Source organism: Bradyrhizobium guangxiense (assembly GCF_004114915.1).
Classification (GTDB): domain Bacteria; phylum Pseudomonadota; class Alphaproteobacteria; order Rhizobiales; family Xanthobacteraceae; genus Bradyrhizobium; species Bradyrhizobium guangxiense.
Window position 1 is genome coordinate 3,313,138 of the sequence record NZ_CP022219.1, and the last position, 26,597, is coordinate 3,339,734.

Genomic DNA, 26,597 nt, shown 5'->3' on the forward strand with positions numbered 1-26,597 from the left:
TTGTACCAGTTGGTCCGTGTAGCTACAGCCCGACCATTCCGGCGGCGTTCTTGCGCAGCAGCTCCGCGTCCTGGATGTAGCCGCTCGTCGTCTCATATTTTTTGTGCCGTAGCTGGCGCTGTATCAAGTGGCCTGCGACTTCGTGCACCGCTGCCGATGTGGCGAGGCCGCTGCGCAACGAGTGGCCGGCGAAGCGCCTTGCTGTGGCGGCTGCCTCGGATTTGGCCGCACCGTTAGCGATTTCTCCGGCCACGATGGCGCGCTTGATGACGAGCGCCACAGAATGATCGCAGAGAGCGTCACCGCCGAGGGTTCCATGGCGGTTGATTGAGCGAAACGCCGGGCCTTCCGTGATCCCAGCCGCTTGCAGCCAAGCCCGGTAAGCCCGCACAGGGCAAGTGCTTGGGTTCGAGCCGAATGGGATACCGATCCTCTGCCCCGCGCCTTCCTGATCCCCTTTCGATCGGGCGAGGTGAACAGTCAGGCCGTCGGCACCTTCCTCGATCCAGTTTGCGCCATCACGCGGCGAAACTTCCACCGCAGCCAGTTCGGTCCGCCGCATCGCTCCAGCAAATCCGACCAGTAGCAGCGCACGGTCCCGGATGCCGGTCAAGCTGTCCGGCATCGCATTGACGGCATTCCGCAGCGCAGGCGTGAGAAACGCGGCCTTTTTTACTGGCGGCCGGCCGTGGGTGCGCCTGACGCCAGCCCATACTTTACGGAATGCGCCGCCGCTGAGATCCAGGTGATGGCCTGCCTGCTTGTGCATGTCCTGGATGGCGCTGATACGACGTCTCTGCGTCGTCACCGCTACCTTGCCGGCGGTATCGATGATCCACGCCGTGACCGTCGCGGGCGATGCCGGGAGGGCTTCCACCTGCTGCACCCGGCACCAGTCCGTGAATACCAGCCAGTCGGAGGCGTAGGCTTTCCTGGTGTTGTCGCTCTGGCTGGCCTCGGCATAGGAGGCCGCCTTCTGAGCAATCTCGGAGGGATTGACCAGTGTTCCGGTCGGGGTGACAGGAACGGGAAGCTGGTGACCGTCGGTCATGACCTAGCTTTCAATAAATACCATTATCGTAAGCTTGAAAAATAGACGAATCAGAGAATGGGTGCAAGGGTGCATTTACCCACGCACCCGTTTCGTGCTTTACTGAGCCGGCTGGTCCGGCATGGGGCCATCCATGGCGAAAAAGACCAACGCGAAATCGAGCGGCAAGAGCAGCAGCGGCATGAAGTACGTTCAGACCCGCCTCACCCAGGATTCATGGCGCGACCTTCAGACGTTGCGCATCGAAAAAGGCGAGTCGCTGCAAAGCCTTATCGTTGAGGCTCTGAACGATCTCATGGCCAAGAACGGAAAGAAGCGCAGTATCGTCGGCGCCAACGACGACGAGGCCTAACAGTTCGGTACGGCTAGGGTAGCTCCCGAAAAGCTGGTCCGCACCAGCCTGCCGTACCGTCACCTTGCGGATGCACCGTGCGGAGGTGCCATGGCTGACGAAGACGACCTTCCGGAAGGATGGCAGGAAGCCGCGCGAGTTCGCCGGCTCTTGCGTGAAGCCGAACCAAATGGTGGCGACGTCACAGACGACGCCACCGAGATTTTCTCGACGTTGACCCATAAGATTGAAGAGCAGCCAGGCGTGCCGGGGACGCCTCTGGCAAAGACTGTTGTCGAAAGCCGCGGGATCCGTAGATCGCGTCGGCGTGTTTGGTCATCACCGCCCGAAAAGACGCTGGAAGACCTTTACGCCGAGTGGGGCCCGGATGATACGGCCGCTACCTTGTTCATGGCGGCCAACCGGCACCTGCGAGCCAAGGGCGAGTGGGACTTTTTCAAGATCATCGGCGAGGCTGATAACCGCGCCAATCGTCAAGGCCGCGATGTTGCCGAACCTGAAGAAGCAACGACGTATTTTGAAGCCGTGGCCGACGACGTCGAGGCCCGCACTGGCTCCCTTTCGATCGAGACTGCAGCCACCCGGTTCATCCAGGCTCGCGATAGGCTCTTCATGTTGCTGAGCGAGACACCAGAAATGCAGGCAGCGGCGAATGCCTACGCCGACGCGTGGCACTGGTTACATCTAGAATGGAGCGGCGAGCACGAAAGCGCGGCGGCAGGTCTGTCGGCCGAAAAAGGACTCGAAGGTCTGCGCTCCGGCCCACAGATTTCAAAGCAACGAGGCGAAGCACGGAAGGATGTCGTCCGCCGCGAGTACGATAAACTTAGGAAGAAGGAAGGAGCAGCGCCGAAGATGAAGAGCTCGAAGCACGTCGCTGGCGTGCTTCTCCCTCTCGTTAATGCGGCTCTCGATCAGCATGGTCTCGGGCAGTACACCGAGGCAACTCTCGAGCGATATCTGAGAGACATCATCAAGGCTGGATAGCTTGGCCAAGTTTTCCGACGTGACGGGATAAGTTGGCCAAGTCTTCCGGCGGATTCTTTGCGAAATCGGCCAGAAACCCAGATTTTCACTCTCGTAAACCGGCCTTGACCGGACTTAACCGAGGGTGACCGATGACCACCGTTCGTTTTCTCAATCGCTCCGACGCAGCGCTCTATCTGCGTGACAAGCATGGCCTCAAGCGCTCGCCGAAGACGCTGGCCAAGCTGGGCAGCCAGGGCACGGGCCCCGCGTTCCACAAGGCGGGCCGTGACGTCCTCTACTCGCCGACCGACCTCGACGCCTGGGCCTTGAAGATCATCGGCGCCGGCGCTTTCTCGGCGATCGAGCACAAGCTGGCGGCGATCGCTGCGTGAGGACCGCTGATGCACGAAGCCCGCGCACTGTTGCAGCCAGTACGCGGGCGGGTCGCAAAGTTCTCGTTACCAAGTTCGACGACGATACCGAAGCGCTGGCGCTCCGGCAAGCGATGCTGCTGCGTCGCCACTATCCGATGTCGCTCGACATGGCGCTGACCGTCGCTCGGATGGCCTACACGCGGAGGCACTCATGACCCCCGCAACCGAGTATCCCTTGAACAGGCATGAACTGTTCCGGGCCGAGATCACCGAGCGCGCTGCTGGTGTGCAGGTCGTGAGCATCGGCCGCTGGAAGGTGGCGGCGGACGGAACCCGCCGCCGTGCCGGTCCGGCGCTCGAGGTCGGATGCCACCGGCTCGCCGGTCTCGTCCGCCTTGTCGCCGATTTGCAGCGCCTCGTCGAGGAGCATCAGAAAGAGATCGACGACGCGTCGGCCGCGCGGAGGGCGTCGGCATGACCTACCGCCCCGACGAGAAGAACGGCTACTGCACGGTCGCGGAAACCTACGACGAGATCCAGCTCGGCGGAAGCGTGCACATCAAGCCCGTTGGCTGGATGTGGGTTCACTGGCTCCCCGGCGTCGGCATTAATGGCGCGTACGTGAATAGCTTGGCTGATGCGCAGGCCCAAGCTCAGGCCGAAGCGCGCCGACTGAACGCGGTGTACGTCCCCCATTGCTCCGACTTGAAAATGGGGCCGCGCGAATGAAGGGCTCGTCGTCAGACATCGGCTACCCCGACGCGCCGGGCTTCAAAGCCAAGGGCCCCTCCGAGCAGGCCGCGACCTTGATGGCCGCGACCGCCAAGACTTTGCGCGAGCGTGTGCGCGCCACGATCGCGGCTTCGCCGTCGGGTCTCACAGCCGACGAGGTCGCGGCCAAGCTGAACAAGTCGATCCTCAGCGTCCGTCCGCGGGTCGCGGAACTTCACCGTCAGGGCGAGATCCGGCCGGCTCCGAACCGCGGCACGAACGCGTCCGGCATGACGGCGAGCATCTGGATCGTGAGCCCGCCCCTGCCGGCGTCGGAGGGGCAGTCTTGAAGCCGATGCAGCCTACCGCGCTTGCAATCATCTGTCAGGTTCGGGCGATCACTCATCTGGTCGAAACGTCGAGTTCCGAACTTCAGCGGCATGAGCTGATGGAGATCGGTCGTGCTCTGAGCGACGCCTCCGAGACCGTTGTTGAGCGGACGATGTCGCCCGACATCATCGGGCCGGGTAGCGGGAGGGCGGCATAATGGGAGCCGTCCTCAATACCATTAACGGGCACGTTGATTTCGCCGCCGTCAAAGCCGCTTCCCTTGGCTCGGTCGAGACGCTGGCCGGCAGGTGGTTGCCTCACGGCAAGCGCCTGGGCAACGAATGGGTCGCCACCAATCCGACGCGCAATGATGGGCGGCCGGGCTCTTTCAAGGTCAACGTCATTACCGGCGTTTGGTCCGATTTCGCCACGGGAGAATCCGGCGGCGACATGATGGATCTCTGGGTATATCTTTTTGGTGGCGATCCGCTCGACGCCGCAAGGGAAGTTGGCGATCTGCTCGGCGTGCCCCGCGCGTCGAACATCGCGCGCTTGAACCTCGGTCCGCGCGCCAGCGTCGTGCCGGCGGTGACCACATCGGCCGCGGGCGTGTTGCCTCCCGGTCAAAGCCTCCGTGATCCGTCTAACTTCCCGCCCAGGACGCCGCCAAATGCCGAGGGGAAGCCTCGGTTCGTGATCGCTGGCGCTGAGGGGCCGCGGGTCTACGGCGATGAGAAGCGCCGCCACGTCTACAAGTGCGGCACGGTGCCCATCAAGATCAAGGTGATGCGGAAGGCAGGCGATGCGCTGATCTGGTATCGCGTCTCCGACGGCGACGCTTCGGGCTGGCAGCTTCAGAAGCCGGCTGGATTCAAGGAAGTCGTCTTTTTCGGCAGCTTGGATTGGAGCGATACTGAGCGGCAGGACGATTTTCTCTTCTGGCCCGAGGGCGAGAAGGATGCCGAAAGTGTCACCGCCCGTGGCGAGCTCGCCGTGACTTTCGGTGGTGTTGGCGACGGCCTTCCCGCTGGGTGCGAAGAGTATGTCCGCGGCCGGCACGTCGTGATCCTGGCGGACAACGATGCCCCCGGCCGTGACCACGCTGCCAAGAAGGCGGCCCTCGCCTACCCCGTCGCCGCTTCAGTCCGCGTCGTGCACTTCACCGAGGTCCCGCACAAAGGCGACGTGTCGGACTATTTCCAGATGGGCAATACGATCGGCGCGTTGTTGCAGATCTCCAAGATGGAGGAATCGTACAAGCCGCGTGTCGCGCCTGACGTCAGCTCTCCGGCCTCCGCAGAGGCGCTCACGAAAGCCTCCGTTCTAAAGGCAACGCCCTACACCTGGATGGATCCGACCATCATCCCGCGCCGAGACTTCGTGTACGGCCGGCATCTGATCCGAAAATTCGTGAGCGCCACGATCGCTCCCGGTGGTGTCGGCAAATCGAGCCTGATCGTTTCGGAAACGCTGTCGATGGTGTCGGGGAAGGCCCTGCTCGGGGTCCAGCCGACGTCCCGCCTCCGCGTCTGGCTCTGGAATCTTGAGGACCCGCAGGAAGAGATCGCCCGCCACGTCCAGGCCACGGCGCAGCACTTCGAATTGAGCGCCAGCGACATCGAAGGTCATCTTTTCGTCGATAGCGGCCGCGACCAACGACTGGTAATCACGATCACCGATCGCGCCGGCACCACGATCTTGGAGCCGGTTGTCGATGCCTTGGTCGCCGAACTCCTCGTTCGCCAGATCGATCATCTCGTCGTCGATCCGTTCGTCTCGTCCCATGACGCCTCGGAGAACGACAACTCGGCCATGGACCGCATCGTCAAGGCTTGGGGACGCGTGGCGCAGCGGGCGAATTGCAGCATCGAGCTCGTCCACCACAGCCGCAAATCGGCGGCGGGCGAGACCGAGACCACGGCCGAGTCCGCCCGCGGCGGTAAGGCACTGACTGACGGTTGCCGATCGGTGCGCGTTCTCAACCGCATGACCGCAGATGAGGCTGAAAAGGCCGGCGTCGATAACCCGCGCTCCTATTTCCGCGTCTTTGTGGACAAGGCCAATCTGGCGCCTCCCGCCGAAAATTCAGACTGGTTCCACCTGAAGAGCATCGACCTCGGCAACAACCCGTCCGGCGGCTACGGCGACTCGGTCGGCGTCGTGGTCCCGTGGGTCTGGCCGGACCTCATGTCGGACGTCACCGTCTCGGATCTTCGTCAGGTCCAGGCCCTAGTCTCCAAGCGCCCCTACCGGGAGAACCACCAGGCTCAGGACTGGGTCGGCAAGGCCGTTGCCGAGGCTTTGGGAATCGATCTCGACCAGCCCAAGAACAAGCGGAAGATCATGGCTCTTCTCAAGGTCTGGCTGAAGTCCGGCGCTCTGAAGAAGGTCGAAGACAACGACGCCAAGGGCAATCCGCGCTACTTCGTCCAGGTCGGGGTTCTGGCCAATGACTAGTTTCCCCACCACCGCCGTAGGTGAGGTGTGGCCGGTGAGGAGTCGGGTCCACAACCTTCACCCCCACCACACCCAGCTATGGGGTGTGGGGGTGTGGTGTGGTGGCGTCTGCGTGGAAATCGCAGGTGAGGATTCCGCGCTCGCCGCCCATAGCCGTAACCTGCAAATTCAGGCTCAGTGCAGGCCCGTTGGGAGGTCATCATGACCGCCCCGATCCCGTCCACAGTGCGCTTCAAGGTCGAGCCGGGCGACGTCCCGCCGGAGAAGGCTGCTCGCCGGCTTCACCTCACCTTGGTGGAGTTCAACGCGGTCCTCCCCCGCCTGCTGGCCAGAGGATTTCCGCCGGCCGATCTGGACACGGGTATGTACGACCTGGAAGCGATCGACCAGTGGCGCCGCCTCCGGTCGGCAGCCTTGTTCGGGTTGACCCCGCCCCCCGCCACCGAGCAATCTGCGGCGACGTCATCGAGCGGCATGGGAGACCGGTTTGCGGCCACGAAGCGGGGCAGGAATGGTTGAGCTACCGCGATATGTGCACGCCAAGCGCCGCCGTGGCGGCCTGGAGCTGTCGTTCCAAAAGTTTCGCGGTACGGCGAACGCTTGGCCGCGGGTGAAGCTCCCGGGCAATCCATTGTCGCAGGAGTTCGTGCGGAAGGTCTCCCTCTGCGCTCGCCTCGAGGCGAACAAGAAAGGCGAGGATTGGTCTTGGCAGTTCGTCGACATAATGGACCGGCGCCACGACCTCCCCGCCCCTCAGCCGGATCCTGAGGCGTTTTGGAAGGCCGTCGAGCGCGCCGACGCCGTTGGCCTCGAGCTGTCGGCAGGCGTCAGGAAGACTTTCTCGGCCCTGATCGCCGAGTTTAAGGCCAGCGCAGCCTATCAACTGAACATCGACGAGAACGGGAACTCGCGCCCTGGGCTCGCCGAGTCCACGCGTGACCAGTACGAACGGAACCTCGATGATATCGAGGAGGCATGGGGATCGGATCCCGTCGCCGACCTCACCCCGGTGGATGTGCAGAAGGCGATCGACGCCTTCCGCGACACGCCGTCGGCGGGTCGAGTTTTCCGCTCCGTACTCAGCCGCCTTTGCTCATGGGGGATTCCGCGCGGGTACGGCACCTCCAACCCGGTCGAGCACACCGAGACCAGCGAGAACGCCGGCACCTACGACCCATGGACGCCGGCAGCTTTTGAGCATTTTTTTCAACATGCTCGGATCGGGCTGCATTTGCCCGTCTATAGCGGCCTTTTCACGGGTCAGCGCCTCAGCGACGTAATCGACATGCGCCGGCCGCGTGAAGGCGTGACAGAGATGCCCCTCGTCGCCCAGAAAACGGGCGAACTGGTGCCGGTCCAGATCCACTCCGAGTACCGTGCCATCATCCAGGCTCAGAAGTCAGACCACACGATGCTGCATCTCCGTGAGGATGGACAGCCCTGGACCTATTTCGGATTCAAGACGGCCTGGCAGCGCGAAATGAATCGTCCGGAGTTCGAGATTTTCCGGAAGAACCGCTGGGTTTTCCACGGCACCCGCAAGAACGCAGTCAATAACCTGCTGGAGGTAGGGTGCTCGGAAGCTCGCGTCGCCGCGATCGTCAACATGAGCCCGGCGATGGTGCACCACTACAGCAAGAAGGTTTCCCAGTTCCGTTTGGCGCGAGCCGCCATGGAGCAGTTCGAGGAAGGTTGGGCAAAGCTTCGCCCCAGCGTCCTCGGCAGCGTCAAAATTGTTGGTAAGGAGTAACCCGAATGTCGTCTGAAAACCTGCCCGAAACCCAAAGTCCGTGGAGCCGCGAGCTGGTCAAGGAGATCGCAATGGACATCGGCAAGGAGGTCGTCGCCCACATCGAGATCATGTATCCGGCGGCCATCGCGGCCACGCCCGGGACGTTCAAAACGTCCGTACGGAACACTATCTACAACCAGATCATGGCGGCCATCGCAGTGAACGATGCCGGCGAGATCGAAGCACGTCTCAAGGAGCGCAAGCGCGCCAGGACCAAGCTGACGGCAGCTTACCGGAAGATGAGGGCTGATAATCCGGACGCGGAGGCCGCCAACTGAGGCGGCCTTACTCTTTGAGGGAAAGCAGCGTGTTCCGTTGCTTGTAGAACTGCCGCAGTGTCGTCTCCATGGCGGAGAGCGTGTCCTCCGCCAAATCGGTCGAATGGTGACGGTGACGAAGCTTTTCGATCAACGCGAGCTGCCGCGAAATCCGTTGCTCGCCCCGGGAAATTCGGTCTTCGGTCAGCCCGAGATATCGCTCTTTGTCAAATCTGCTCATTCTCCAGCTTAGGCGAATTAGGACAATGATCTCATTAAACTAGGACACTCGGGGTCAAATACGGACAGTACCCGATTTCAACCCGCAAGGATGCGCTCTCCAAAAGGTTGCGGTGCAACTCATTTGCAGCGGTCTCGTGCTCAGCCCGCAGAGCCAACCGTTCTTGGCGGGCCTTGCGGTTTTCCTCCATCGCCAATTGGGCGCGGGCGAGTAGTGAATCGGTCATGCCGTTAGGAATACGGCAGACCGGGGAAAGTTGCTTTCACTTGGGTTAGGCGAATTAGGACACTCGCCAAATCAACTTAGGACACCGGGTGTTAAATACGGACAGCACCCGGGCCTTTGAAATCAATCAAAATCAATCAACGGTGCCGTCGGTTCGCCCGCCATAACGGGTACAAAGCCCCCTCCTTCATGCCCATTTTAGCGCGTTAGTATCGCGGAGTTTGTACCCGCCGGCATTGATAATACGGGCGAATTTCCGAGAGCACCTTTCTTTTAATCACGGGGTCCTGGGTTCGAGCCCCAGCGCGCTCACCAAATTTCTGAAGTTACATCAGCGGCTTAAAATATAGACTGGATGTTTGACGAGCTTACCGGTTGACAATTTTTGCCCGCGAGTTGGCAAACTCGGTTCGCGCCGTGTTCTCAGAGGGCCAACCTTGCCGATCCGACCGAATGCGTTCGCGAGCTAATTCGCGTAATGAACCTTCTGCGAACTGAGATACACGAGGACGTTGTGCTCCTCACGGATTATGGCCCTTCAGAGTCCATCTGGTTGCACCCGAGTCGGTTGGCCAGAACTGGGGCTTCCATCCGAGTCTGCTCCTTGCCGGCAAATTCAACTCAGACCGTCACAGTCCCGATCGGCCTTAGCAGCAACACTTCCGCTCGCTGAAATCAGCAAATCCGCCGGAATATTGAAACGCTCGCGCAGACGCTTCACCATCGTCATGCTCAATTCGCGCTTGCCGGACATGACCTCACTAACGCGACTCGCAGTGCCCAGAAGCGGCACAAGATCAGCATGCGTCAAACCATGTTGCTCCACCAAATAGGCCAACAAATCTGGCAACGGCGGCGCTTTGCGCGGCCAGCGCACACGTTCATACGCCTCGATAAGGTAAGCCTGCGCGACCATGCAGGCTCGATCGACAGCCTCGTTCGATTTCATCAGCTTGCCGACAAGCGCCTTGGCCGCCTCATGATCGGCTTGGTTCTGGATAATTATCAATGTTGCCTTCATCACACCGTCTCCGCGTTGACCTTGTCATGGTCTTCATGACTGCCAAAGAAGCGGATCATCAACACGCCATCACGATATTGAACTATCGCTCGATGCGCGCCTCGTCATCATGGACGAACCGCCCTCCGTCCGAGCCGCTCCTAGAAGAGCGATTCATGATGGCCCCGCCCAAGGACCATCCGCGCGGATCGCGACGGCAGTGACGGCCTGACGGCCGACGCCGAGCGATCCGATCGTGAGCCCCCCCGACGATGGCGGCCCCGCCGATCGCCCAGAACGGTGCGCCGCGCATCGCCGGCCACACGACATACCGTTCCGTTATCCCAACCGAGCAGATGCCTGAAGACCTTCGCTGGAACGCCGCGACGCTATGGGCCGGTGCCAAATGCCACCTCGTGCACTACCCGTTTTCGGGCTGGAAGGTCTTCAATCTCGCGATCCCCTGCCATAACGATCCGTCAGAAGCATTCGCGGCCAGGCCGGTCTCGCATGAGGAAGTGATGGAGGGCTTTCGCGATGTGCATCCCCGTGCCAAAGCCATCATTCATCACGGCAAGAATTGGAAAGCCTGGGTGACCTGCGACAGGGATCCGATCGAGCGCTGGAGCGATGGCCGCGTGGTCCTGCTCGGCGATGCCGCCCATCCGATGCTGCAGTATTTCGCGCAAGGCGCGTGCATGGCCCTCGAGGACGCCGTATGCCTCGCGGAAAAGGTGTCTGAACGTCCATTCAATGTCGAGCGGGCTTTGGCGCAGTACCAAGCCGCGCGACTGCTTCGCACGACCCGGGTCCAGCTGCAGTCGCGCGAACTCGGCAACCATGTCTACCACCCGGCCGGAGCACACGCTCTTTTGCGCAACCAGATCATGCGCGACATGAGCCTTGAGCAGTTCTGCGAAAACCTATCCTGGCTCTACGATGTCACGGCGATCGCCGCGCGGCGCTCAACCACGGCTGTATAGCCATGCAATCGGCTTCGAGCCGAGTTTCAGCACAATGGTGTCGATCGGCAGGCGATTCGCATCGGCCTGCTCCGCACTACTCTGCCAGATTGTGGCTCTGCCAGCGCAGCAGGTAGGCCTGCAATCGCCAGATCAGGGCAGACAGCGCAACGCCTACCAGCATCAGCACGATCACGGCAACCATCATTCCCGACGCCTCCGCTCGCGCTTCGGATTCGATGATCAGGCGCCCGATGCCGCGCTCCGCACCAATGAACTCGCCGACGATCACCCCGATCAGCGCGAAGGAGATCGCGGGTGTCAGCGACGCGAAGACCCAGGCCATGGTCGAAGGGATGACCACCGTGCGGGTGATCTGCCACTCGCTGGCGCCGAGCAGCCGCGCCGCGTTGACGAAGCCTTCGTCGATCGAGCGCGCGCCTTCGAACGTGTTGAAGAACACGAGAAAGACGACCACGATCCACGACGTCACGACCTTCGAGGTATCGCCGATGCCGAAGGCCAGCACGATGATCGGCGCCAGCGCGATGCGGGGAATCGAGTTGACCGCCGTGATGAACGGCTGGAAGATCGCGCTCAGGCGATCCGAGCGCCCCAGCACGAGGCCCGCGGCAAAGCCGCTGACGACGCCGGTCACGAAGCCGAAGAACGTGTTTTTCAGCGTGATGGCGGTCGCAATCCAGAGATTGTTCTCGGATCGCGCCATGCATCGGGTGAATTCGCCATTGAACCAGCCGTTGAACACACCGAGCTTGGACTTGAGACAGCTCAGGATCAGGAAGTGCTCGAAGATGTCTGAAGGCTTGGAGATGAAGTACGGGTCGAGCAAATCCGGCACCAGCCATGGAAGGCGACCGTGCAGATCGTAGCCCCACTGCCAGATCGAGAGGAGGCTGGCGCAGATCAGCGCCTGCCAAGCAAACGTTCTTCCCGGGCGGCGCGTGCGCCTCACGGCTTGCGTCCCCTGATGAATTCCTCGCCGAGCGAGTGCCAGATCAACTGGAATAGCTCGGCGTAACGCGGCGTCTCGCGGATCTTCACGGCGTTGCGCGGGCGGGCAAAGTCCACCTCGAAAGTCTCCTTGATGCGGCCGGGCCGCGCCGAAAACAGGATGATGCGGTCTGCCAGCGTCAGGGCCTCGCCGAGATCATGAGTCACGAACAGCACGGTCTGCTTTTCGCGCTCCCAGATGCGCAGCAGCACGTCATGCATGTCGATCTTGGTGTGGGTGTCGAGCGCGCCGAACGGCTCGTCCATCAGCAGCACCTGCGGTTCAACCACCAGCGTTCGCATCAGGGCGGCGCGCTGGCGCATGCCGCCCGACAAGGCGGAAGGGTAGGCATTGCCAAAGCCCTCCAACCCGGCCTGCGCCAGGCAGGCGTTGACGCGTTCCTTGCGCTCCGCCACCGAGACGCCCGCGAGCTCCAGCCCATAGCCGATATTGTCGGCGACGGTTCGCCAGGGAAACAGGGTGTCGCGCTGAAATACATAACCGACGTCGGACGTCGCCCGTCCGGGAACGACGGGCACACCGTCGATCAGGATCTCGCCGCTGCTCGGCCTGATCAACGTCGCAATCATGTTGAGGACGGTGCTCTTGCCCGAGCCGGAGGGCCCGAGCAGGGCGACGAATTCGCCGCGCCGGACATTGAAGGAGACGTCGCGCACCGCCTCGATGGCCGTCCCCGCCAGCTGGAAGGTCTTGCATAACCCGCGCACGTCGATGCGCCGCACATCGGGCGGCGCGTCGGATCGCGGCGCGTGGAGGGCCTGCACGCTCAAGCCGGATAGGCCTTGCGTGCCGCTTCGATGAAGCTTGTGTTGACGACGTCGGCCATGCCAAGCGGCTTGATGCCCGTCATTTCGCGAAACCAGACCTTCTGGCCGCGCGCGAAGCTCGCTTCATCGATGATGCCGTCGTAATCGGTGATCTTCTTCATGATCCCAATGTCGAAAATATTCGCATCGCGCGACGTGCTCCCGACATAGGGCTCGATCGCGTCATAGATCTCCTCGGGCGAGTGTCCCTTGATCCACTGGGTGGCGCGCCACAGCGCGGTGACGAAGGCCTGCATCTTCGGCGGGTCCTTGTCGATGGTCGATTGCAGCGTGAAGTGCGACGTCACCGGGACTTTGCCGCCGATATATTTGGCCCAGACCGCCTCGTCCGTGCCATCGAACAGCAGCGCACCCCAGCCCTGCTCGATCGAGTCCTTCAGGATCGACGGCGAGTTGATGAGAACATCGACCTGTTTCGTCTTCAACGTGCCCATCATGGTGTCGACATTGCCGGTGCCGATCCAGGTCACCTTGTCGTCGAGTCCCATGGTCTCCATGTAGTAGGAGGCCCAGACGTGGTTGGTGCCGCCGAGCGAGGACACCGAGACGATCGGCTTCCGTCCGTCGGGCCGTTTCCACTTTGCCAGCGCCTCAAGCGTGGTGATGCCCTGATCGAACAGGTCTTTGCGGATAATGAAGATCGCGGCGTTGCTGCGGGTATCGACCGGCATCAGGACCCGCGCGCTGCGACCGTGATTGCTGAGCTGCATCGGGTGGGTGATGTCGCCGATGCCGATGTCGCCCTGGGATGAGGCGATGATCTCGCGCGTCTTCACGCCGCTGCCGCCCTGAATCAGCTTGCAGTCGAGGCCGGCCTCCTTGAAGAACCCGGCCCGATCAGCGACGAACTGGGACTGATAGACCGGAATGGCCACCGGATAGATCACGCGGCCCGACGGGGTATCCGCCCACGCCCGCCCAGCCGCCAAGGAAACACCGGCGCCGGCGACGATGGTCAGCGCGGACCGTCTGGTGACCTGAGTTCTCATCATGCGTGCTCCCTTTCCCTGCCGGCGACCTTGTCGAGCGCGTTCAGCACCGCATCGCCCATCTCCTGGGTCGAAAGTCTTTTTGCGCCGGGTTCGGCGATATCGGCCGTTCTTGCGCCGCCCGCCAGAGCCGTATCCACGGCCTTCTCCAGCAGCGCGGCATCATCAGGCCGATTGAGGGTGAGACGCAACATCATTGCGACGCTGAGGATCGAGCCAAGCGGATTGGCGATGCCCTTGCCGGCTATGTCAGGCGCACTGCCGTGGACCGGCTCGTAGAGCGCCTTGCGACGGCGGAGCCGGTCCGGCGGCCCAAGCGAGACCGACGGCAGCATGCCGAGCGAGCCCGACGCCATCGCGGCGCAATCGGAGAGAATGTCGCCGAAGATGTTGCAGGTCACCATGACGTCGAACTGCGAGGGCGCCCGCACGATCTGCATCGCGGCGTTGTCGACATAGAGATGCGTCAGCTCCACATCGGAGAATTCCGCCTGGTGCAGCGCGGTGACCTCCTCACGCCACAGCACGCTGGTTTCCAGCACATTGGCCTTGTCGACCGAGCAGACGCGGCCCTTGCGCGTCCGCGCCAGCTCGAAGGCGGTGCGTGCCACCCGCCGGATCTGGCTGGTGGTGTATTGCTGGGTGTTGAAGCCGCGGCGCTGGCCATCGGGCAGCGTTTCGATGCCGCGCGGCTCGCCGAAATAGATGCCGCTGGTAAGCTCGCGGATGATGATGAAGTCGACATCCTTCAGCACCGAGGCCTTGAGCGGTGCGGAATCGGCCAGCGCCGGATTGGCGACGATCGGCCGGAGATTCGCATAGAGATCATACTTGCTGCGCAGGGACAGCAGGCTTCCCGCCTTGCGCGCTGCCGGAGGAACCTCCTTGGTTTCAGGACCACCCGTCGCGCCCCAGAGGACCGCGTCGGCCTCCTCCATCGCCTCGGCGGTATCGTCAGGCAACACCTTGCCGGTCGCGAGATAGGGGATGAGTCCGTATTGCGCTTCGCGCAGCGCCACGGGGATGCCGCGCCGGGCTGAAAACCATTTGAGAATGCGATGGGATTGGTCGGTCACTTCAGGGCCGATGCCTTCACCACCGACCACAGCGACCTTGATCATGTTCGAGAGCGTGTTCATGCCTGATGTGTCCTGACGATGATCTTGCCGACTATCCTGCAAAGTGAATCCACGGCCGCGCGGCGCGGTCGGATGCCTGGAATGCGCGGATCTCCTGGTCGCGCCGCAGCGTCAGCGAAATCTCATCCAAGCCTTCGAGCAGACCCGCGCGCCGGCGCGGATCGATCTCAAAGGCATGTCGCACGCCCGATGGCGAGGTGATCGTCTGCTCCTGCAGATCGACACTGAGACGCCCCGCGCCCTGACTCGCTTCGATCTCCGCGGCGAGGCTGTCGATGATGGATTTGTCCAGCACCACCGGCAGAATACCGTTCTGGAAGCAATTGGCGAAGAAGATGTCGCCGAAGCCGGACCCGATGATGGCGCGAATGCCCATCTCCTGCAGCGCCCACACCGCCGCCTCGCGCGAGGAGCCGCAGCCGAAATTCGGACCCGTCACCAGGATTTCCGCCTGGCGATAAGGCTCGCGATTGAGGATGAACTCAGGATTGTCCGAGCCATCAGGCAGATAGCGGAGCGAGCCGAACGCCCATTTGCCGAGATGGCCGCGGACGGAATTTCCGACCATGCGGTTGATGCTGATGATGATGTCCGTATCGACATTCGTGCGCATGATCGGCGCGGCCGTCGCGGTCAGCTTGGTGAAGGCTTTTGGCATCTAGCGCTCCAGCATTCGGACGTCGGCGATGGCGCCTGAAATCGCCGCCGCGACCGCCGTGGCCGGGCTCGCCAGATGGGTGCGGGCACGCGGCCCCTGCCGGCCGATGAAGTTCCGGTTCGAGGTCGACACCGAGCGCTGGCCGGGTGGCACGGTTTCGCCATTGGCGGCAAGGCACATCGAGCATCCGGGCTCGCGCCATTCGAAGCCGGCGTCGATGAAGATCCTGTCGAGCCCCTCGGCCACCGCATCTCGCTTGACGGTCTCCGAACCCGGCACGACCCAGGCCCGCACGCCGGGCGCAACTTTCCGGCCACGCGCGACTTCCGCCGCGGCACGCAGATCGCTGAGACGGCTATTGGTGCAGGAGCCGATGAAGACCCAATCCACCGGCGTACCGGCGATGGGCGCACCTGGCTTCAGGCCCATATAGTCGAGTGCGATCTCGATCGCGCTGCGGCGCGCCGGATCGGCAATGTCGGCGGGATCCGGGATACGGCCGTCCACGCCAAGGACATGTTCGGGACTGGTCCCCCAGGTGATCTGCGGGATGATGGTGCTGACATCGATCGATACCTCGCGGTCGAACACCGCATCGCTGTCGCTCCGAACCGTCCGCCATTCCGCGACCGCTCGCTCCCACATCTCGCCTTTCGGCGCATAGGGACGGCCGCGGATGTAATCGAACGTCTTGTCGTCGGGCGCGATTAGACCCATCTTGGCGCCGAGCTCGACCGACAGATTGCAGATCGTCAGCCGCCCCTCGATCGGCATCTCCCCGATCGCGCTGCCGGCATATTCGACGGCGTAACCGGTGCCGCCGGCGGCGCCGACATGGCCGATCAAGGCGAGAATGAGATCCTTCGCCGTCACGCCGAACGGCATCCGGCCGTCGAACGTCACGCGCATCGTCTTGGGCCGGCGCTGGATAATGGTCTGGGTCGCCAGCACATGGGTGAGCTCGCTGGAGCCGATGCCGAAGGCGAGCGCGCCAAGCCCGCCATGGGTGCAGGTATGGCTGTCGCCGCAGACGATCAGGCAGCCGGGCAGGCTGAGACCGAGCTCCGGCCCGATGACATGGACGATGCCCTGCCCCGGCTGGTCGAGATCGAACAGCTGGATGCCGCTGGCCGATGTTTCGGTCCGCAATGCCGCCAGCAGATCCCATCCGGTCTTGATCGTGCCGGCACGCGCTGCCGCCGTCGAAATCGCATGATCGGGCGTCGCGAAGGTCAGCTCGGGATTGTGGACCGGGATGTTGCGGCTCTTGAGGTCGAGCAGGCCGCGGGAGCCGCCGAGGTCATGCAGCAAATGGCGATCCACATGAAGCAGATCGGTATCGTCGCTGAGCTGAGCGACGACATGCTGGTCCCAGATTTTGGCCAGCAGCGTGCGACCGCGCGTGTCCACGATCCGTCCTCCCGTATTCGGCATCTGATGTGCCGTATTGCTCCCGGTCATATGGACCGGAAGCGATGTTGGGAACAGGATAGAAGTCGTCCAAGGAAATGTGCAGTGACGGTTCGGCAGGGGTGCCATCGCGGCCGGCGATGGCTGGCCCATCTGCGTCGGCGATATCAGCCTCGGCTGCGGACGACCGTCAGCCTGTCGGAGCCGCCGCTCGCGGTGAGGCGCGTCTCGTCCTGGGTCCGCAAATGGTCCACCAGCAGCTTCGTGACCGGCGGCAACGACTTGTAATCGCGCACGCCCATGACCAGCTCGCGCCGCGCCCAGGACTCGTCGAGCGGAATGGTGACAAGGCTGTCGACGCCGTAGCGGCCGCGAACGATCTCGAGCGGGACGATGCCGACGCCCATCCTGGCATCGATCACCCGGAACAGCGCATCGAAACTGCTGACGCGGATGCGCACCTTGAGATGCTGCCCAAGCGCCGCGGCGGCCCTGACGCACAGCGTCTCGATCGAGCTGCCCTTCTCCAGGCTGACGAAGTCGAAATCGACCAGCTCGCGGAAGCGAACGCTGCTCTGGGCCGCCAGCGGATGATCGCGCGTGACCAGCGCGACCAGACTGTCGCTGCGATAGGGCAGCAATTCCAAATCCTGCCCGTCGATGTTGCCGCCGAAAATGCCGATATCGGCCCGGTTCTCCATCACGGCGCGGACGATCGCCGGGCTAAGGTCCTCCTCGATGTCGATGTGGACCAGCGGATGCCGTTCGAGGAACAGGCTGAGCTCGTCGGCGAGAGCTTCGAGGATCGCCGACTTGTTGGCGCACACCCGGATCAGCCCGCGCTTGCCCTGGCGATATCCCGTCAGCTCGCTCTCAAGCCGGCTGAGATTGCCCAGGATGATGCGGGCATGCTCGAGCAGGGCAAAGCCGGCAGGCGTCGGCTCGATTCCCTTGGAATGGCGATGCAGCAACTCGACCTGGAAACGATCCTCGATATCCGAGATGCGCCGGCTGACAGCGGACGCAACGATGTTCTTCTTCTCCGCCGCCTTCGCAATGCTCTGCTCCTCGGCGATCGCTACGAACAATTCCAACGTCAGGAGATCGATTTTAGCGGCCATCCGTCAGGTCCTCGATCGATCTAGGCCTCACGACATGCTACGATCGTTTCTCGTTGCGCGAAAGCCCTGCCCAGGGCTTACGCTGCCGAGCGGCCCCCTCGCCGGGACTGTGAAGCAATCAGTGCCCGTCGGCGAGCTCCTCCAACCGCCGTTTTGCCGGCTCTATCCCCCAAGCCATCACCGCGACGATCTGGATCAGCAGGAGGCCGATCATGAGGGATGTCACACCGCCTATGCCATAGGCCTTAAACAGTCCGAGGACGATGAACGGAGAGACGATGGTCGCGCCGCGCCCGAGCATGTTGCAGATGCCATTGGCACGGAGCCGGACTTCGGTCGGGAACAATTCGGGCGTATAGACGCCGTAGAGCAGCGCGACCAGGACATAGATTGACAGCAACAGGCAGAACCCGATGGCGACGAAGGCCACGGGATCGGAAAGCATGGGATAGATGAGTCCGAACACGATCGTGGACACCGATCCGCCGATGATCGTTCGCCGTCGGCCTGCACGGTCCGCGAGGACACTTCCCAACGCGCAACCGATCGGAGCGGCGAACGACATGACGAGCGTATAAGCGAACGACTTTGTCAGCGTGATGCCCTGTTGAACGAAGAAGGTCGGCAGCCACGTCACGAACCCGAAGATCAGGGTATTGATCACGATCAGAACGATCGACCCGAGGATCAAGCGGGGCAGCAGGACCGGCCCGAACAATTCCGCCGCGCTGAAGCTCTTGACTGCGGCGGGAGGCGGCAATGGTGGCAACGCGGACGCACCACACTCCTTCTCGATTTCGGCGACGATGGCCTCCGCCTCCTCGGCACGACCCTTGATTTCGAGCCAGCGCGGCGATTCCGGCAAGGCTTTTCTGAGGTACCAGACAAACAGCGCGCCGGCGCCGGCGATGAGGAACATCGCCCGCCAGCCGACCAGCGGAATCAGGAGCGAACCTAGCAGGGTCGTGGCGGGCAGGCCGCTCACCACGATCATGGTCATCAGCGCCAGCCACTTGCCGCGCGAGGCGGGCGGCACGAATTCGGTAAGCGAAGAGTAGCCGACGACGATTTCAGCGCCGAGGCCAAGCCCCATCAGCAATCGGGCGGCGATCAGCCATTCCATGGACGGCGCGAACGCAGCCCCCAGAGAAGCGATCCCGAATAGGAGCAGATTGAACTGGTAGGTGAAGCGCCGTCCATAGGAGTCACCGAGAAAGCCTGCGGCGAGCGCACCAATTGTCATGCCCGTGAAGGTGACCGACACGAACTGCGCATTTTGTGCCAGGGTCGAAAACTTGCTCGCAAGTGTAGCGCCCAGCACGCTGGTTCCGACATACAGATCGTAGCCGTCGAAGAACATCCCGGCTCCGATCAGCCAGAATATTCGCTTGTGGAACGCTGAGATCGGCAAGCGGTCGAGCCTGGCTCCCGACTGCACCGTCATCGTCGCCGAGGCTGCAGTCAAAGGCGTCGTATCTGCCACTACACTCATCGTTTCCCCCTGTTTTATTTTCTGGTTTGGTCGATCCATTCCACGATCTGCTCCGGTGAGACCGGATGCATTGTGACGAAGGGCGCCGTTGGCCCGAGCGCATCTTGAATGGCCGAGATCACGCAGGCCGCCGCGGGTATCGTGCCGCCCTCGCCGGCGCCCTTGGCCCCGATCGGATTGCGCGGCGACGGCGTCTCGATGTGATGGATCTCAATATCGGGCATCTCGGCGGCGCCCGGCAGAAGGTAATCCGCAAAGGTCGCGGTCAACGGCTGTCCCGCCTCGTCGTGCCGCATATGCTCGAACAAGGCGTTGCCGATGCCGTGCACGACCCCGCCCCTGATCTGGCCATCGACGATCATCGGATTGATCAATCGTCCGCAATCATGCGCGACCACGTAGCGGGTGATCCGGCAATCACCGGTTTCAGGATCGATTTCGACTTCGCAGGCCTGGGACCCATAGGCGAAGGCGAGCTGGTTCGCCTCGAAATAACCGGTCGCGGCCAGGTCCGGCTCGACGCCGGCAGGGATCGGCACACCGGCGGAGCCGGACAGAATCCGTGCGATGGTCGATAACGCCACGTTCATGTCGGGCACGCCGACCACGCGAACCTGCCCGTTCTCGAGCTCCAGATCGTGCTCACCCGCTTCCAACATGTGCGCGGCGATCTTGATCGCCTTGTCGCGTACCTTGCGGGCAGCGATCTCGACCGAGGACCCCGCTGTGACGGCGACACGGCTTGCAATCGTGGAGATTCCGAGCGGAAAGACGCGGCTATCGGCGGCCTTGACGGTCACCTGGGATAGATCGACGCCGAGCGCATCGGCGGCGATCTGGGCCAGCGTCGTCGCGTGCCCCTGGCCCTGGCTCGCAGCACCCGTCGTGACCACGACCTTACCGGCCGGCGTGACGCGGACCGAGGCGCCCTCGAACGGTCCAAGGCCGGTATCCTCGACGCAGGACGCAAGACCAAATCCAAGCAAACGCCCGCGAGCCGCGGCCTCGGCGCGCCGCCGCGCAAATCCGGCGGCGTCGATCTTCTCGAGCACCAGCGACAACGCCTTCGCATAATCTCCGCTGTCATAGGCCACCGGTGAGCCGTCACGCATCTTTCCGCCCGTGACATAGGGCATCTGCTCGGCGCGGACAAAACTGCGGCGGCGAACCTCCTCGCGCGGCAGATTCAAACGTCGGGCGATGGTATCGGCAAGGCGCTCGAGCACGAAGGCGGCGTTGGGGCGGCCCGCGCCGCGCACAGGCGACGTCGGCACCAGATTGGTCAGCACGACGTCGATCGACAGATCGAACGCCGCCAAGGCATAAGGGCCCGGAAAGGACGCCAGCGCGGTGGCGGGCAGAATGAGGCCATAAGGCGCATAGGCGCCGTTGTCGTGAATGCAGCGTCCGCGCACGCCCAGCATGCGGCCAGCCGCATCGCAGGCGACCTCCAGCGACCAAAACTGGTCGCGCTGCTGGGTGGTCGCAAGGAAGTGCTCTTGCCGGTCCTCGATCCACTTGACCGGATGGCCGCAGGCGAGCGCGGCAAGCGCGACGGCGAATTCTTCCGGATAGACATTGGCCTTGGGGCCGAATCCGCCGCCGACATCCGGCGCCGTGACGCGAATATCGGCTTCATCGCGCCCGAGATACGTCGCCAGATGCCGCCGCACCATGTAGGGCGATTGTGAAGACGTCCAGAGCGACAACTCGCCCGATCGCGGCTCCGGCGCCGCGACAACGCCGCGACATTCCATGGAGTGGCAGCCTCCGCGATGGATTTCGAACGTTTCGCTGAACCGATGCGCTGCGGCGGCGAAGACCGCGTCGACATCGCCATGGGACCCGCGCAGCGTGGCGATCACGTTGCTGTCCCGGCCCGAATGGGCCCGCGGCGCGCCGGCGGCAACGCCTTGGCGCGCATCTGCGACGACCGGAAGATGCTCGATGTCGAGCTCGATCGCGCCCAGCGCGTCCTCGGCCTCGGCGCGGCTGTCGGCGAGAACCATCGCGATCGCCTCACCGACATAGCAGACCTCGTCACTCGCAAGCGGGCTGCAGGTGATTGGGGTCTTTAACAGTGGATGAGGCGCCATTGCCGGCATGGGCCGGGCGCCAAAACCGCCCAGATCGGCCATCGTATAGACCGCACGCACGCCCGGCATCGACAACGCAGCCGTCGCATCAACACGTCGAATGCGGCCGTGCGCAACCGACGAACGCAGGAAGGCGGCATGAAGCATGCCGGGCAGGACGATGTCGTCGACATAGGTCCCCTTGCCTGTGAGAAGCCGGGGATCTTCGAGACGCGGAACGGCGGCACCGAAATAGCGTGTGCTCATCGCGTCCCCCTGCGCGCTTCGGCTGCATCAAGCGCCGCATCGACGATGGCCTGGTAACCGGTGCAGCGACAGAGATTGCCCGACAGCACGTCCCTGATCTGCTCGCGCGTCGGCGCAGCTTCGACGCGCAGAAGGGCCTCGATCGTCATCAGCATGCCCGGCGTGCAGAAGCCACATTGCAGCGCGTGACGATCGCGGAAGGCCAGCTGCAGTTCCGATAGTGCCTCCGGCGTTCCCAGACTCTCGACGGTTTCCACCTTCGCGCCATCGGCTTGAACGGCGAGCATCAGACAGGCGCGCGCGGGCCGCCCATCCACGATGACCGTGCAGGCGCCGCACACGCCATGTTCGCAGCCGAGATGCGTACCGGTGAGGGCGAGGGTCTGGCGAAGAAAATCGGCCAGGTTGACACGGGCCTCGACCTCGGCTTCGACGGCTCGACCGTTGACGGTCAGGTTGATCTTGCGGGCGCTCATCGCTTTGCCACCCCCATGCGCGAGGCTTCGGTGAGCGCGCGTCGGATCACGACGCCGGCGAGATGTCGCCGATAGGCGGCGGAGACATGCACGTCGGCCATCGCATCGAGCGCGCTCGCCAGGGCGGCGACTTCGGCCAGCAGTGCTTCGCTGAATGTCTGCCCCACCAGCATCCGCTCGGCTTCAACCAACCTGACCGGCGCGGGCTCGACACCGAACACGACAATCGCAGCGCGCCGGATGCGTGCATCTTCGGCAAAATCGAGCAGCGCGCCCGCACCGGCGATGGCGAAATCGCCGCGCCTGCGCGCGTATTCACTGAAACCATAGCCATGTCCGGCCGGCCAGCGGCGCAGCCTAATGGACTGCAGATATTCCCGTTCTCCCAGCGCGGATTCGAGATAGCCCTTGAACCAGTCGGCGACCTTCACGACGCGTGCGCCGTTCGGACCCGCGACGTCGAACTCGGCGTCGAACAGCGCGCAGAGGGCCGGCAATTCCGCGGCCGGATCCAGATGGCAGCAGCTTCCTCCGATCGTGCCGCGTGAACGGGTCTGGAAGTGACCAACATGGGCCAGCGCCCGGCGAATGATAGGTGCCGTTGCGGCAAGGTCCGGGGATGCCTGCAGATCGCATTGCCGCGTCATGGCCCCGAGCACGACGTCATCGGCGGAAACACGAATGCCGGCAAGATCTGGAATGCGGTTGATGTCGATCAGGTGGTCTGGGGCGACCACACGGAAATTCAACATCGGCACCAGCGACTGACCACCCGCCAGCAGCTTGGCGTTCTCGAGCTCTGCGAGCAAGCCGACCAGATCATCGCGACTGCGCGGATCGTGATAGGTGAAAGGAGGCGCTTTCATCGCTGCTCCCTAGGGCACGATGGGCGAGCGCGAGAGCGCCGACAACACACGCTTGCGCGCACGGCCCGCATGGCGCGCCAGAATGCGCCCTGCCCGCTTGCCATCGCGCGCCTGCAGCGCCGTAATGATCTCGCAATGCTCGGCGATCAGCGCCTCCTGCTGGCCTCCGCCCCCGCCGCTGCTGATGCTGACGATGACGAGACGGTCGAACTGCTCGATCAGGTCGATGGCCGCCTCTCGCATCCGCTGGTTCGTGCACAGACCCGCGATCGCCAGATGAAATTCGCGGTTGTATTGCACGAATGTCGGCTCGGCGTCCGAAGTCCCCGCAGCGAACCCGCTCATGGAGCGGAAGCGCTCCAGGCCCCGCAGGGCCTCGTCGGTAGCCTCTGATGCCACGCTCGCCGCGCAAGCAGGTTCGAGGATGGCACGGAATTCGAACAGATCGCGCGCGTCCGCAATCGAGATCGGCGCGGCCCGATAGCCCTTGCGCGGGCTGATGACCACGAGCCCCTCGGCCTCCAGCCGCAGCAACGCGTCCCGGACCGGCGAACGGGACACCGCGAAACGCTCCGCGATCTCAGCGTCCTTGATCTCGGCGCCGGGGCGGATAGCGCAACTCAACAGCTCCCGGCGAAGAACGCCGTAGATGTCGGAGCGCATCAGGTGGTAAGGAATTTCGTTCATCTGATATATTATAAGCGGCTCGCCCTTCTTGGCAAGCCACTGAAATTACTTTCAGTCTGCTGCCGAATGGGCTAGATCGTGGGCAACGTTTGCCCGTTGTTATCTTCCATAATATTCCAGGAGTTGCACGTGAAGCCCAAGCCAGTCATCTTCGCGGCAGGTCGCCTGACGGCGGTTCAGGCCGGTTCGGGCCCCGATCTGCTGGTTATTCATTCGCTTCTGGCTGACCGAACCGCCTTTGATCCCGTCCTGCCCTGGCTCACGCAGCGTTTTCGCGTCACCCTCCTGAACCTGCCCGGCTTCCACGGCTCTGCCTGCATCCCCGCGGGAATCGAGGGCTACGCTGATCATCTCGCCCAGGTCTTCACGCCACAGGGCTTGTCCGAACAGACCGTGGTGGTCGGCAACGGGTTCGGCGGCACGGTTGCGGTCGCGATGGCGCTGCGGCACGGCGACAAGTTCGGCAAGCTCATCCTCTCGGACGTCGCTGCCGGCTTTCCGCCGGAAGGCCGCAAGGCCTTCGAAGTGATGGCGGCCAAGGTGGAGAACGAAGGCATCGGTTCGGTTGCGACGATCTCGGCCAACCGCGTCTTCCACGAGGCCTATCTTTCTGCGCATCCCGGCGCCGTCGACGAGCGGCGCCGCGTATTGCTCGGCATCGATCCCCAGGGCTTCATCGCGGCTTGTCGCAGCTTGATGACTGCGGACCTGACGCCGCAACTCGGCGCGATCAGCAAACCCACCCGCGTCGTGTGCGGAGAGCTCGACGCCGCTACCCCGCCTTCCCTCTGCCGGCTGCTGGCGGAGAAGATCCCCGGCGCGTCCTATCGTGAATTGCCGGGATGCGGGCACTGCCCCCCGCTGGAGCAGCCGGAGGCGTTCATCCGCGCCATCGAAGATTTCCTGACCTGATACGCTTGCTGCATCGCCGGCCTAAGCCGGCACCTGCGCACGGTACCAATCGAGGATCTCGGCCCCGGTCCACATCACGACGCCGTCGTGGCCGAGAATGTAGTCGTAAAGCATCTCGAGATATTTGATCCGGTGCGGCACACCCGTCAGATAGGGGTGGATGGAAATGGCCATGACGCGCGGCGCCTTGGCGCCATCGAGATAAAGCCGGTCGAATTGATCCCGGCCACGGCGCAGGATTTCGTCCGAGGGCTGCTGCTGGACCGCGCTTATGACGACGTCATTGATTTCGACCGTATAGGGAACGGAGATGATGTCGCCGTGGCGCGTCTTCAGGGGGACCGGCTGCTCGTCCAGCACCCAATCGGCGACATATTCGATGCCGGCTTCGGCGAGCAGATCGAGCGTCTCGTCGGTCTCGGTGAGTCCAGGGCTTTCCCAGCCGCGGGGCGGCCTGCCGGTGAATTTCGTGATCGCCGCGATCGTGTCGGCGATCGCCGCCTTCTGGTCCTCGACCTTGTGCATCGGCTTCTGCACGAAGCCGTGACCCATGAAATCCCATCCCGCGTCCCGCGCCGCCTCGCAAGCTTCGGGATAAAGCTCGCAGACGGAGCCGTTGAGCGCAAACGTCGCCTTCAGATTCCGGCTGCCCAGCGCGTCCAGGAAACGCCAGAAGCCGACACGCATCCCATATTCGTGCCAGGCCCAGTTGGGGACGTCGGGCAGCAGCGGCTGTCCCATCGGCGGCGGCAGCACTGCGCGAGGCATCGCGCCGTTCGGACTCCAGTTCTCGACATTGACGATGGTCCACACCGCCACCCGCGCATCGTTGGGGAGCTTTAGCGGCGGCCTGCGATGAATCGGGACATAGGGCAGCCGATTGCGGAGGCTGTTGCCGACGGGCTCTGACATCTCTTCCTCCCTCTTAACCTTCGCACAGCAGCTTCAGCGCCGTGCCGCAGCAGATGCACTGACGCTCAAACGGGGTGATCGCCGGCACCGCCTCGATCGTCGCACCTGGGTCGACGTCGGCCATGTCGAAGGGCGCATCGGTTCCGATGCAGACGTGATCTGCGCCGACGAGATCGATCAGGTAACGCAGCGCCTTCGGCTCGAAAACCAGGCTGTCGAAATAGATCCGCTTGAGCAGGTCCTTGGGCGAGGATTTGCTGATGCCATTGGCTTCGCTGCGCACCGCGTGTCCGTGCACGAGCCGTCCGATCTGGTAAGGCGCGAAGCCGCCGCCATGCGCCAGGACGAGCTTCAGGTCGGGCAGTTCATCGAGCCGGCCGGAGAACATGAGATTGGCCAGCATCACCGTGGTGTCCAGCGGGTTGCCGATCAGATTGGTGAGATAGTAGTTCTCGAGCCCGCTCTTGGCGCCAACATAATAGGGATGCGCAAAGACGAAGACGTTGAGCTCGCTGGCGCGGCGCAGCAGCGGACGAAAACGCTCCTCGGCGAGCTGCGCGCCCTCGATCGAGGTGCCGATCTCCACGGCCTTGAACTCGTAGGCACGAACGACGCGCTCGAGCTCGGCGACGGCGGCATCCGGATGCTGCATCGGCACAGTCGCCATCCCCCGCAATCGGGCGGGCTTGACGCCGACCATGTCCGCCACGCCATCATTGACCAGGCCGGCGACTTCGAGCGCCAGATCGGCATCGGCCCAATAATAGAACATCGGCGGGGCCGGCGAGATCACGGACATGTCGATGCCCTTGCGGTCCATGGCAGCAAGCTTAGCCTCGGTCTGGCGAAACTCCTCGAACAAGGGATAGACGTAGCCCTGGTCATGAATGATCTTCCGCGCAGGCCCTTCGCCTTCGACGCGCGCGCGGAAGCGCTTGGGATCGGCGGCGATGGCGCTGACGATGCGGTCCGGAATCACGTGGCTGTGGATATCGATCTTCATGCAGTCGGG

The 26,597-nt window shown here is 63.2% G+C and carries 30 protein-coding genes; 13 read left to right on the forward strand and 17 right to left on the reverse strand.

The window, feature by feature from the left end:
- Window positions 1-22: 22 nt before the first annotated feature.
- The gene (locus tag X268_RS15635; protein WP_128925777.1) at window positions 23-1,051 is read right to left on the reverse strand and encodes a site-specific integrase; all 1,029 of its coding nucleotides are present in this window, start codon (window positions 1,049-1,051) and stop codon (window positions 23-25) included.
- A gap of 133 nt (window positions 1,052-1,184) precedes the next feature.
- Here X268_RS15635 and X268_RS15640 point away from each other — a divergent pair, with 133 nt between their 5' ends.
- The 11 genes from X268_RS15640 to X268_RS15690 all read left to right on the forward strand — a co-directional run bounded on the left by X268_RS15640 (window position 1,185) and on the right by X268_RS15690 (window position 8,314).
- Window positions 1,185-1,403 (forward strand): ribbon-helix-helix domain-containing protein, encoded by a 219-nt coding sequence (locus X268_RS15640; protein WP_128925778.1) that lies wholly within the window; start codon window positions 1,185-1,187, stop codon window positions 1,401-1,403.
- Between the two features lie 90 nt (window positions 1,404-1,493).
- Complete coding sequence (locus tag X268_RS15645) at window positions 1,494-2,390, forward strand: hypothetical protein (protein WP_128925779.1); 897 nt, start codon at window positions 1,494-1,496, stop codon at window positions 2,388-2,390.
- Between the two features lie 131 nt (window positions 2,391-2,521).
- Window positions 2,522-2,764: a hypothetical protein gene (locus tag X268_RS15650; RefSeq protein WP_128925780.1), complete on the forward strand. Its 243-nt coding sequence runs from the start codon at window positions 2,522-2,524 to the stop codon at window positions 2,762-2,764.
- 193 nt (window positions 2,765-2,957) lie between these two features.
- Entirely contained in the window at window positions 2,958-3,224 is a 267-nt protein-coding gene (locus X268_RS15655; protein WP_128925781.1) for a hypothetical protein, read from the forward strand.
- Window positions 3,221-3,475: a hypothetical protein gene (locus X268_RS15660; protein WP_128925782.1), complete on the forward strand. Its 255-nt coding sequence runs from the start codon at window positions 3,221-3,223 to the stop codon at window positions 3,473-3,475. Before X268_RS15655 ends, X268_RS15660 begins: the two co-directional genes overlap by 4 nt.
- Window positions 3,472-3,807, forward strand: a complete 336-nt coding sequence (locus X268_RS15665; RefSeq protein ID WP_128925783.1) for a hypothetical protein — start codon at window positions 3,472-3,474, stop codon at window positions 3,805-3,807. Before X268_RS15660 ends, X268_RS15665 begins: the two co-directional genes overlap by 4 nt.
- Window positions 3,804-4,004 (forward strand): hypothetical protein, encoded by a 201-nt coding sequence (locus X268_RS15670; RefSeq protein WP_128925784.1) that lies wholly within the window; start codon window positions 3,804-3,806, stop codon window positions 4,002-4,004. The genes X268_RS15665 and X268_RS15670 overlap by 4 nt, the downstream gene beginning before the upstream one ends.
- On the forward strand, window positions 4,004-6,244 hold the full coding sequence (locus tag X268_RS39475) for an AAA family ATPase (protein WP_164937757.1): 2,241 nt from the start codon (window positions 4,004-4,006) through the stop codon (window positions 6,242-6,244). Before X268_RS15670 ends, X268_RS39475 begins: the two co-directional genes overlap by 1 nt.
- Window positions 6,245-6,445: 201 nt before the next feature.
- The gene (locus X268_RS39860; RefSeq protein WP_063958323.1) at window positions 6,446-6,763 is read left to right on the forward strand and encodes a hypothetical protein; all 318 of its coding nucleotides are present in this window, start codon (window positions 6,446-6,448) and stop codon (window positions 6,761-6,763) included.
- Window positions 6,756-7,994: a site-specific integrase gene (locus X268_RS15685; protein WP_128925785.1), complete on the forward strand. Its 1,239-nt coding sequence runs from the start codon at window positions 6,756-6,758 to the stop codon at window positions 7,992-7,994. Before X268_RS39860 ends, X268_RS15685 begins: the two co-directional genes overlap by 8 nt.
- A gap of 71 nt (window positions 7,995-8,065) precedes the next feature.
- Entirely contained in the window at window positions 8,066-8,314 is a 249-nt protein-coding gene (locus X268_RS15690; RefSeq protein ID WP_128925786.1) for a hypothetical protein, read from the forward strand.
- Between the two features lie 7 nt (window positions 8,315-8,321).
- On the opposite strand, the gene X268_RS15695 is transcribed toward X268_RS15690, so the two are convergent.
- Both X268_RS15695 and X268_RS15700 read right to left on the reverse strand, forming a co-directional pair.
- Complete coding sequence (locus X268_RS15695) at window positions 8,322-8,534, reverse strand: hypothetical protein (protein ID WP_128925787.1); 213 nt, start codon at window positions 8,532-8,534, stop codon at window positions 8,322-8,324.
- Between the two features lie 841 nt (window positions 8,535-9,375).
- Window positions 9,376-9,780, reverse strand: coding sequence for a helix-turn-helix domain-containing protein (locus tag X268_RS15700; RefSeq protein ID WP_128925788.1), 405 nt, complete (start codon window positions 9,778-9,780; stop codon window positions 9,376-9,378).
- A gap of 251 nt (window positions 9,781-10,031) precedes the next feature.
- Between X268_RS15700 and X268_RS15710 the strand changes: the two genes are divergently transcribed.
- Complete coding sequence (locus X268_RS15710) at window positions 10,032-10,742, forward strand: FAD-dependent monooxygenase (protein WP_283818294.1); 711 nt, start codon at window positions 10,032-10,034, stop codon at window positions 10,740-10,742.
- Between the two features lie 76 nt (window positions 10,743-10,818).
- On the opposite strand, the gene X268_RS15715 is transcribed toward X268_RS15710, so the two are convergent.
- The 12 genes from X268_RS15715 to X268_RS15770 all read right to left on the reverse strand — a co-directional run bounded on the left by X268_RS15715 (window position 10,819) and on the right by X268_RS15770 (window position 23,761).
- Complete coding sequence (locus X268_RS15715) at window positions 10,819-11,694, reverse strand: ABC transporter permease (RefSeq protein ID WP_128925789.1); 876 nt, start codon at window positions 11,692-11,694, stop codon at window positions 10,819-10,821.
- Window positions 11,691-12,524, reverse strand: coding sequence for an ABC transporter ATP-binding protein (locus X268_RS15720; protein WP_164937758.1), 834 nt, complete (start codon window positions 12,522-12,524; stop codon window positions 11,691-11,693). The genes X268_RS15715 and X268_RS15720 overlap by 4 nt, the downstream gene beginning before the upstream one ends.
- Entirely contained in the window at window positions 12,521-13,573 is a 1,053-nt protein-coding gene (locus tag X268_RS15725; RefSeq protein WP_128925790.1) for an ABC transporter substrate-binding protein, read from the reverse strand. Before X268_RS15725 ends, X268_RS15720 begins: the two co-directional genes overlap by 4 nt.
- Window positions 13,570-14,709, reverse strand: coding sequence for a 3-isopropylmalate dehydrogenase (gene leuB, locus X268_RS15730; protein ID WP_128925791.1), 1,140 nt, complete (start codon window positions 14,707-14,709; stop codon window positions 13,570-13,572). The genes X268_RS15725 and leuB overlap by 4 nt, the downstream gene beginning before the upstream one ends.
- Before the next feature lie 31 nt (window positions 14,710-14,740).
- The gene (gene leuD, locus X268_RS15735) at window positions 14,741-15,367 is read right to left on the reverse strand and encodes a 3-isopropylmalate dehydratase small subunit (RefSeq protein WP_128925792.1); all 627 of its coding nucleotides are present in this window, start codon (window positions 15,365-15,367) and stop codon (window positions 14,741-14,743) included.
- Entirely contained in the window at window positions 15,368-16,777 is a 1,410-nt protein-coding gene (gene leuC, locus X268_RS15740; RefSeq protein ID WP_128925793.1) for a 3-isopropylmalate dehydratase large subunit, read from the reverse strand.
- A 167-nt stretch (window positions 16,778-16,944) separates the two neighbouring features.
- The gene (locus X268_RS15745; RefSeq protein ID WP_128925794.1) at window positions 16,945-17,898 is read right to left on the reverse strand and encodes a LysR family transcriptional regulator; all 954 of its coding nucleotides are present in this window, start codon (window positions 17,896-17,898) and stop codon (window positions 16,945-16,947) included.
- 118 nt (window positions 17,899-18,016) lie between these two features.
- Window positions 18,017-19,390, reverse strand: a complete 1,374-nt coding sequence (locus tag X268_RS15750; protein ID WP_128925795.1) for an MFS transporter — start codon at window positions 19,388-19,390, stop codon at window positions 18,017-18,019.
- A gap of 14 nt (window positions 19,391-19,404) precedes the next feature.
- Complete coding sequence (locus X268_RS15755) at window positions 19,405-21,732, reverse strand: xanthine dehydrogenase family protein molybdopterin-binding subunit (protein WP_128925796.1); 2,328 nt, start codon at window positions 21,730-21,732, stop codon at window positions 19,405-19,407.
- A complete protein-coding gene (locus X268_RS15760; RefSeq protein WP_128925797.1) occupies window positions 21,729-22,208 on the reverse strand; it encodes a (2Fe-2S)-binding protein in 480 nt (159 codons plus the stop codon). Before X268_RS15760 ends, X268_RS15755 begins: the two co-directional genes overlap by 4 nt.
- Window positions 22,205-23,074 carry an FAD binding domain-containing protein gene (locus X268_RS15765; RefSeq protein WP_128925798.1) on the reverse strand — a complete coding sequence of 290 codons (870 nt, stop codon included), beginning with the start codon at window positions 23,072-23,074 and terminating at the stop codon, window positions 22,205-22,207. The genes X268_RS15760 and X268_RS15765 overlap by 4 nt, the downstream gene beginning before the upstream one ends.
- A gap of 9 nt (window positions 23,075-23,083) precedes the next feature.
- A complete protein-coding gene (locus tag X268_RS15770; protein WP_128925799.1) occupies window positions 23,084-23,761 on the reverse strand; it encodes a GntR family transcriptional regulator in 678 nt (225 codons plus the stop codon).
- A 129-nt stretch (window positions 23,762-23,890) separates the two neighbouring features.
- On the opposite strand from X268_RS15770, the gene X268_RS15775 reads away from it, so the two are divergent.
- The gene (locus X268_RS15775; protein WP_164937759.1) at window positions 23,891-24,673 is read left to right on the forward strand and encodes an alpha/beta fold hydrolase; all 783 of its coding nucleotides are present in this window, start codon (window positions 23,891-23,893) and stop codon (window positions 24,671-24,673) included.
- Between the two features lie 21 nt (window positions 24,674-24,694).
- Here the strand turns inward: X268_RS15775 and X268_RS15780 are convergent, their stop codons facing one another.
- Window positions 24,695-25,585, reverse strand: coding sequence for a polysaccharide deacetylase family protein (locus X268_RS15780; protein WP_128925801.1), 891 nt, complete (start codon window positions 25,583-25,585; stop codon window positions 24,695-24,697).
- A 13-nt stretch (window positions 25,586-25,598) separates the two neighbouring features.
- Window positions 25,599-26,588 carry an amidohydrolase family protein gene (locus X268_RS15785; protein ID WP_128925802.1) on the reverse strand — a complete coding sequence of 330 codons (990 nt, stop codon included), beginning with the start codon at window positions 26,586-26,588 and terminating at the stop codon, window positions 25,599-25,601.
- Between the last annotated feature and the right edge of the window lie 9 nt (window positions 26,589-26,597).

Excerpts from the sequence above, each read along its gene's own strand:
- leuD (WP_128925792.1), bottom strand. The coding sequence starts at position 15,367 with ATGCCAAAAGCCTTCACCAAGCTGACCGCGACGGCCGCGCCGATCATG.
- X268_RS15725 (WP_128925790.1), bottom strand. The coding sequence starts at position 13,573 with ATGATGAGAACTCAGGTCACCAGACGGTCCGCGCTGACCATCGTCGCC.
- X268_RS15780 (WP_128925801.1), bottom strand. The coding sequence starts at position 25,585 with ATGTCAGAGCCCGTCGGCAACAGCCTCCGCAATCGGCTGCCCTATGTC.
- X268_RS15700 (WP_128925788.1), bottom strand. The coding sequence starts at position 9,780 with ATGAAGGCAACATTGATAATTATCCAGAACCAAGCCGATCATGAGGCG.
- X268_RS15645 (WP_128925779.1), top strand. The coding sequence starts at position 1,494 with ATGGCTGACGAAGACGACCTTCCGGAAGGATGGCAGGAAGCCGCGCGA.
- X268_RS15685 (WP_128925785.1), top strand. The coding sequence starts at position 6,756 with ATGGTTGAGCTACCGCGATATGTGCACGCCAAGCGCCGCCGTGGCGGC.
- X268_RS15785 (WP_128925802.1), bottom strand. The coding sequence starts at position 26,588 with ATGAAGATCGATATCCACAGCCACGTGATTCCGGACCGCATCGTCAGC.
- X268_RS15770 (WP_128925799.1), bottom strand. The coding sequence starts at position 23,761 with ATGAACGAAATTCCTTACCACCTGATGCGCTCCGACATCTACGGCGTT.
- X268_RS15650 (WP_128925780.1), top strand. The coding sequence starts at position 2,522 with ATGACCACCGTTCGTTTTCTCAATCGCTCCGACGCAGCGCTCTATCTG.
- X268_RS15755 (WP_128925796.1), bottom strand. The coding sequence starts at position 21,732 with ATGAGCACACGCTATTTCGGTGCCGCCGTTCCGCGTCTCGAAGATCCC.
- X268_RS15635 (WP_128925777.1), bottom strand. The coding sequence starts at position 1,051 with ATGACCGACGGTCACCAGCTTCCCGTTCCTGTCACCCCGACCGGAACA.
- X268_RS39860 (WP_063958323.1), top strand. The coding sequence starts at position 6,446 with ATGACCGCCCCGATCCCGTCCACAGTGCGCTTCAAGGTCGAGCCGGGC.
- X268_RS15710 (WP_283818294.1), top strand. The coding sequence starts at position 10,032 with ATGGCGGCCCCGCCGATCGCCCAGAACGGTGCGCCGCGCATCGCCGGC.
- X268_RS15765 (WP_128925798.1), bottom strand. The coding sequence starts at position 23,074 with ATGAAAGCGCCTCCTTTCACCTATCACGATCCGCGCAGTCGCGATGAT.
- X268_RS15690 (WP_128925786.1), top strand. The coding sequence starts at position 8,066 with ATGGACATCGGCAAGGAGGTCGTCGCCCACATCGAGATCATGTATCCG.
- X268_RS15655 (WP_128925781.1), top strand. The coding sequence starts at position 2,958 with ATGACCCCCGCAACCGAGTATCCCTTGAACAGGCATGAACTGTTCCGG.
- leuB (WP_128925791.1), bottom strand. The coding sequence starts at position 14,709 with ATGAACACGCTCTCGAACATGATCAAGGTCGCTGTGGTCGGTGGTGAA.
- X268_RS39475 (WP_164937757.1), top strand. The coding sequence starts at position 4,004 with ATGGGAGCCGTCCTCAATACCATTAACGGGCACGTTGATTTCGCCGCC.
- X268_RS15640 (WP_128925778.1), top strand. The coding sequence starts at position 1,185 with ATGGCGAAAAAGACCAACGCGAAATCGAGCGGCAAGAGCAGCAGCGGC.
- X268_RS15695 (WP_128925787.1), bottom strand. The coding sequence starts at position 8,534 with ATGAGCAGATTTGACAAAGAGCGATATCTCGGGCTGACCGAAGACCGA.
- X268_RS15750 (WP_128925795.1), bottom strand. The coding sequence starts at position 19,390 with ATGAGTGTAGTGGCAGATACGACGCCTTTGACTGCAGCCTCGGCGACG.
- X268_RS15745 (WP_128925794.1), bottom strand. The coding sequence starts at position 17,898 with ATGGCCGCTAAAATCGATCTCCTGACGTTGGAATTGTTCGTAGCGATC.
- X268_RS15665 (WP_128925783.1), top strand. The coding sequence starts at position 3,472 with ATGAAGGGCTCGTCGTCAGACATCGGCTACCCCGACGCGCCGGGCTTC.
- X268_RS15660 (WP_128925782.1), top strand. The coding sequence starts at position 3,221 with ATGACCTACCGCCCCGACGAGAAGAACGGCTACTGCACGGTCGCGGAA.
- X268_RS15760 (WP_128925797.1), bottom strand. The coding sequence starts at position 22,208 with ATGAGCGCCCGCAAGATCAACCTGACCGTCAACGGTCGAGCCGTCGAA.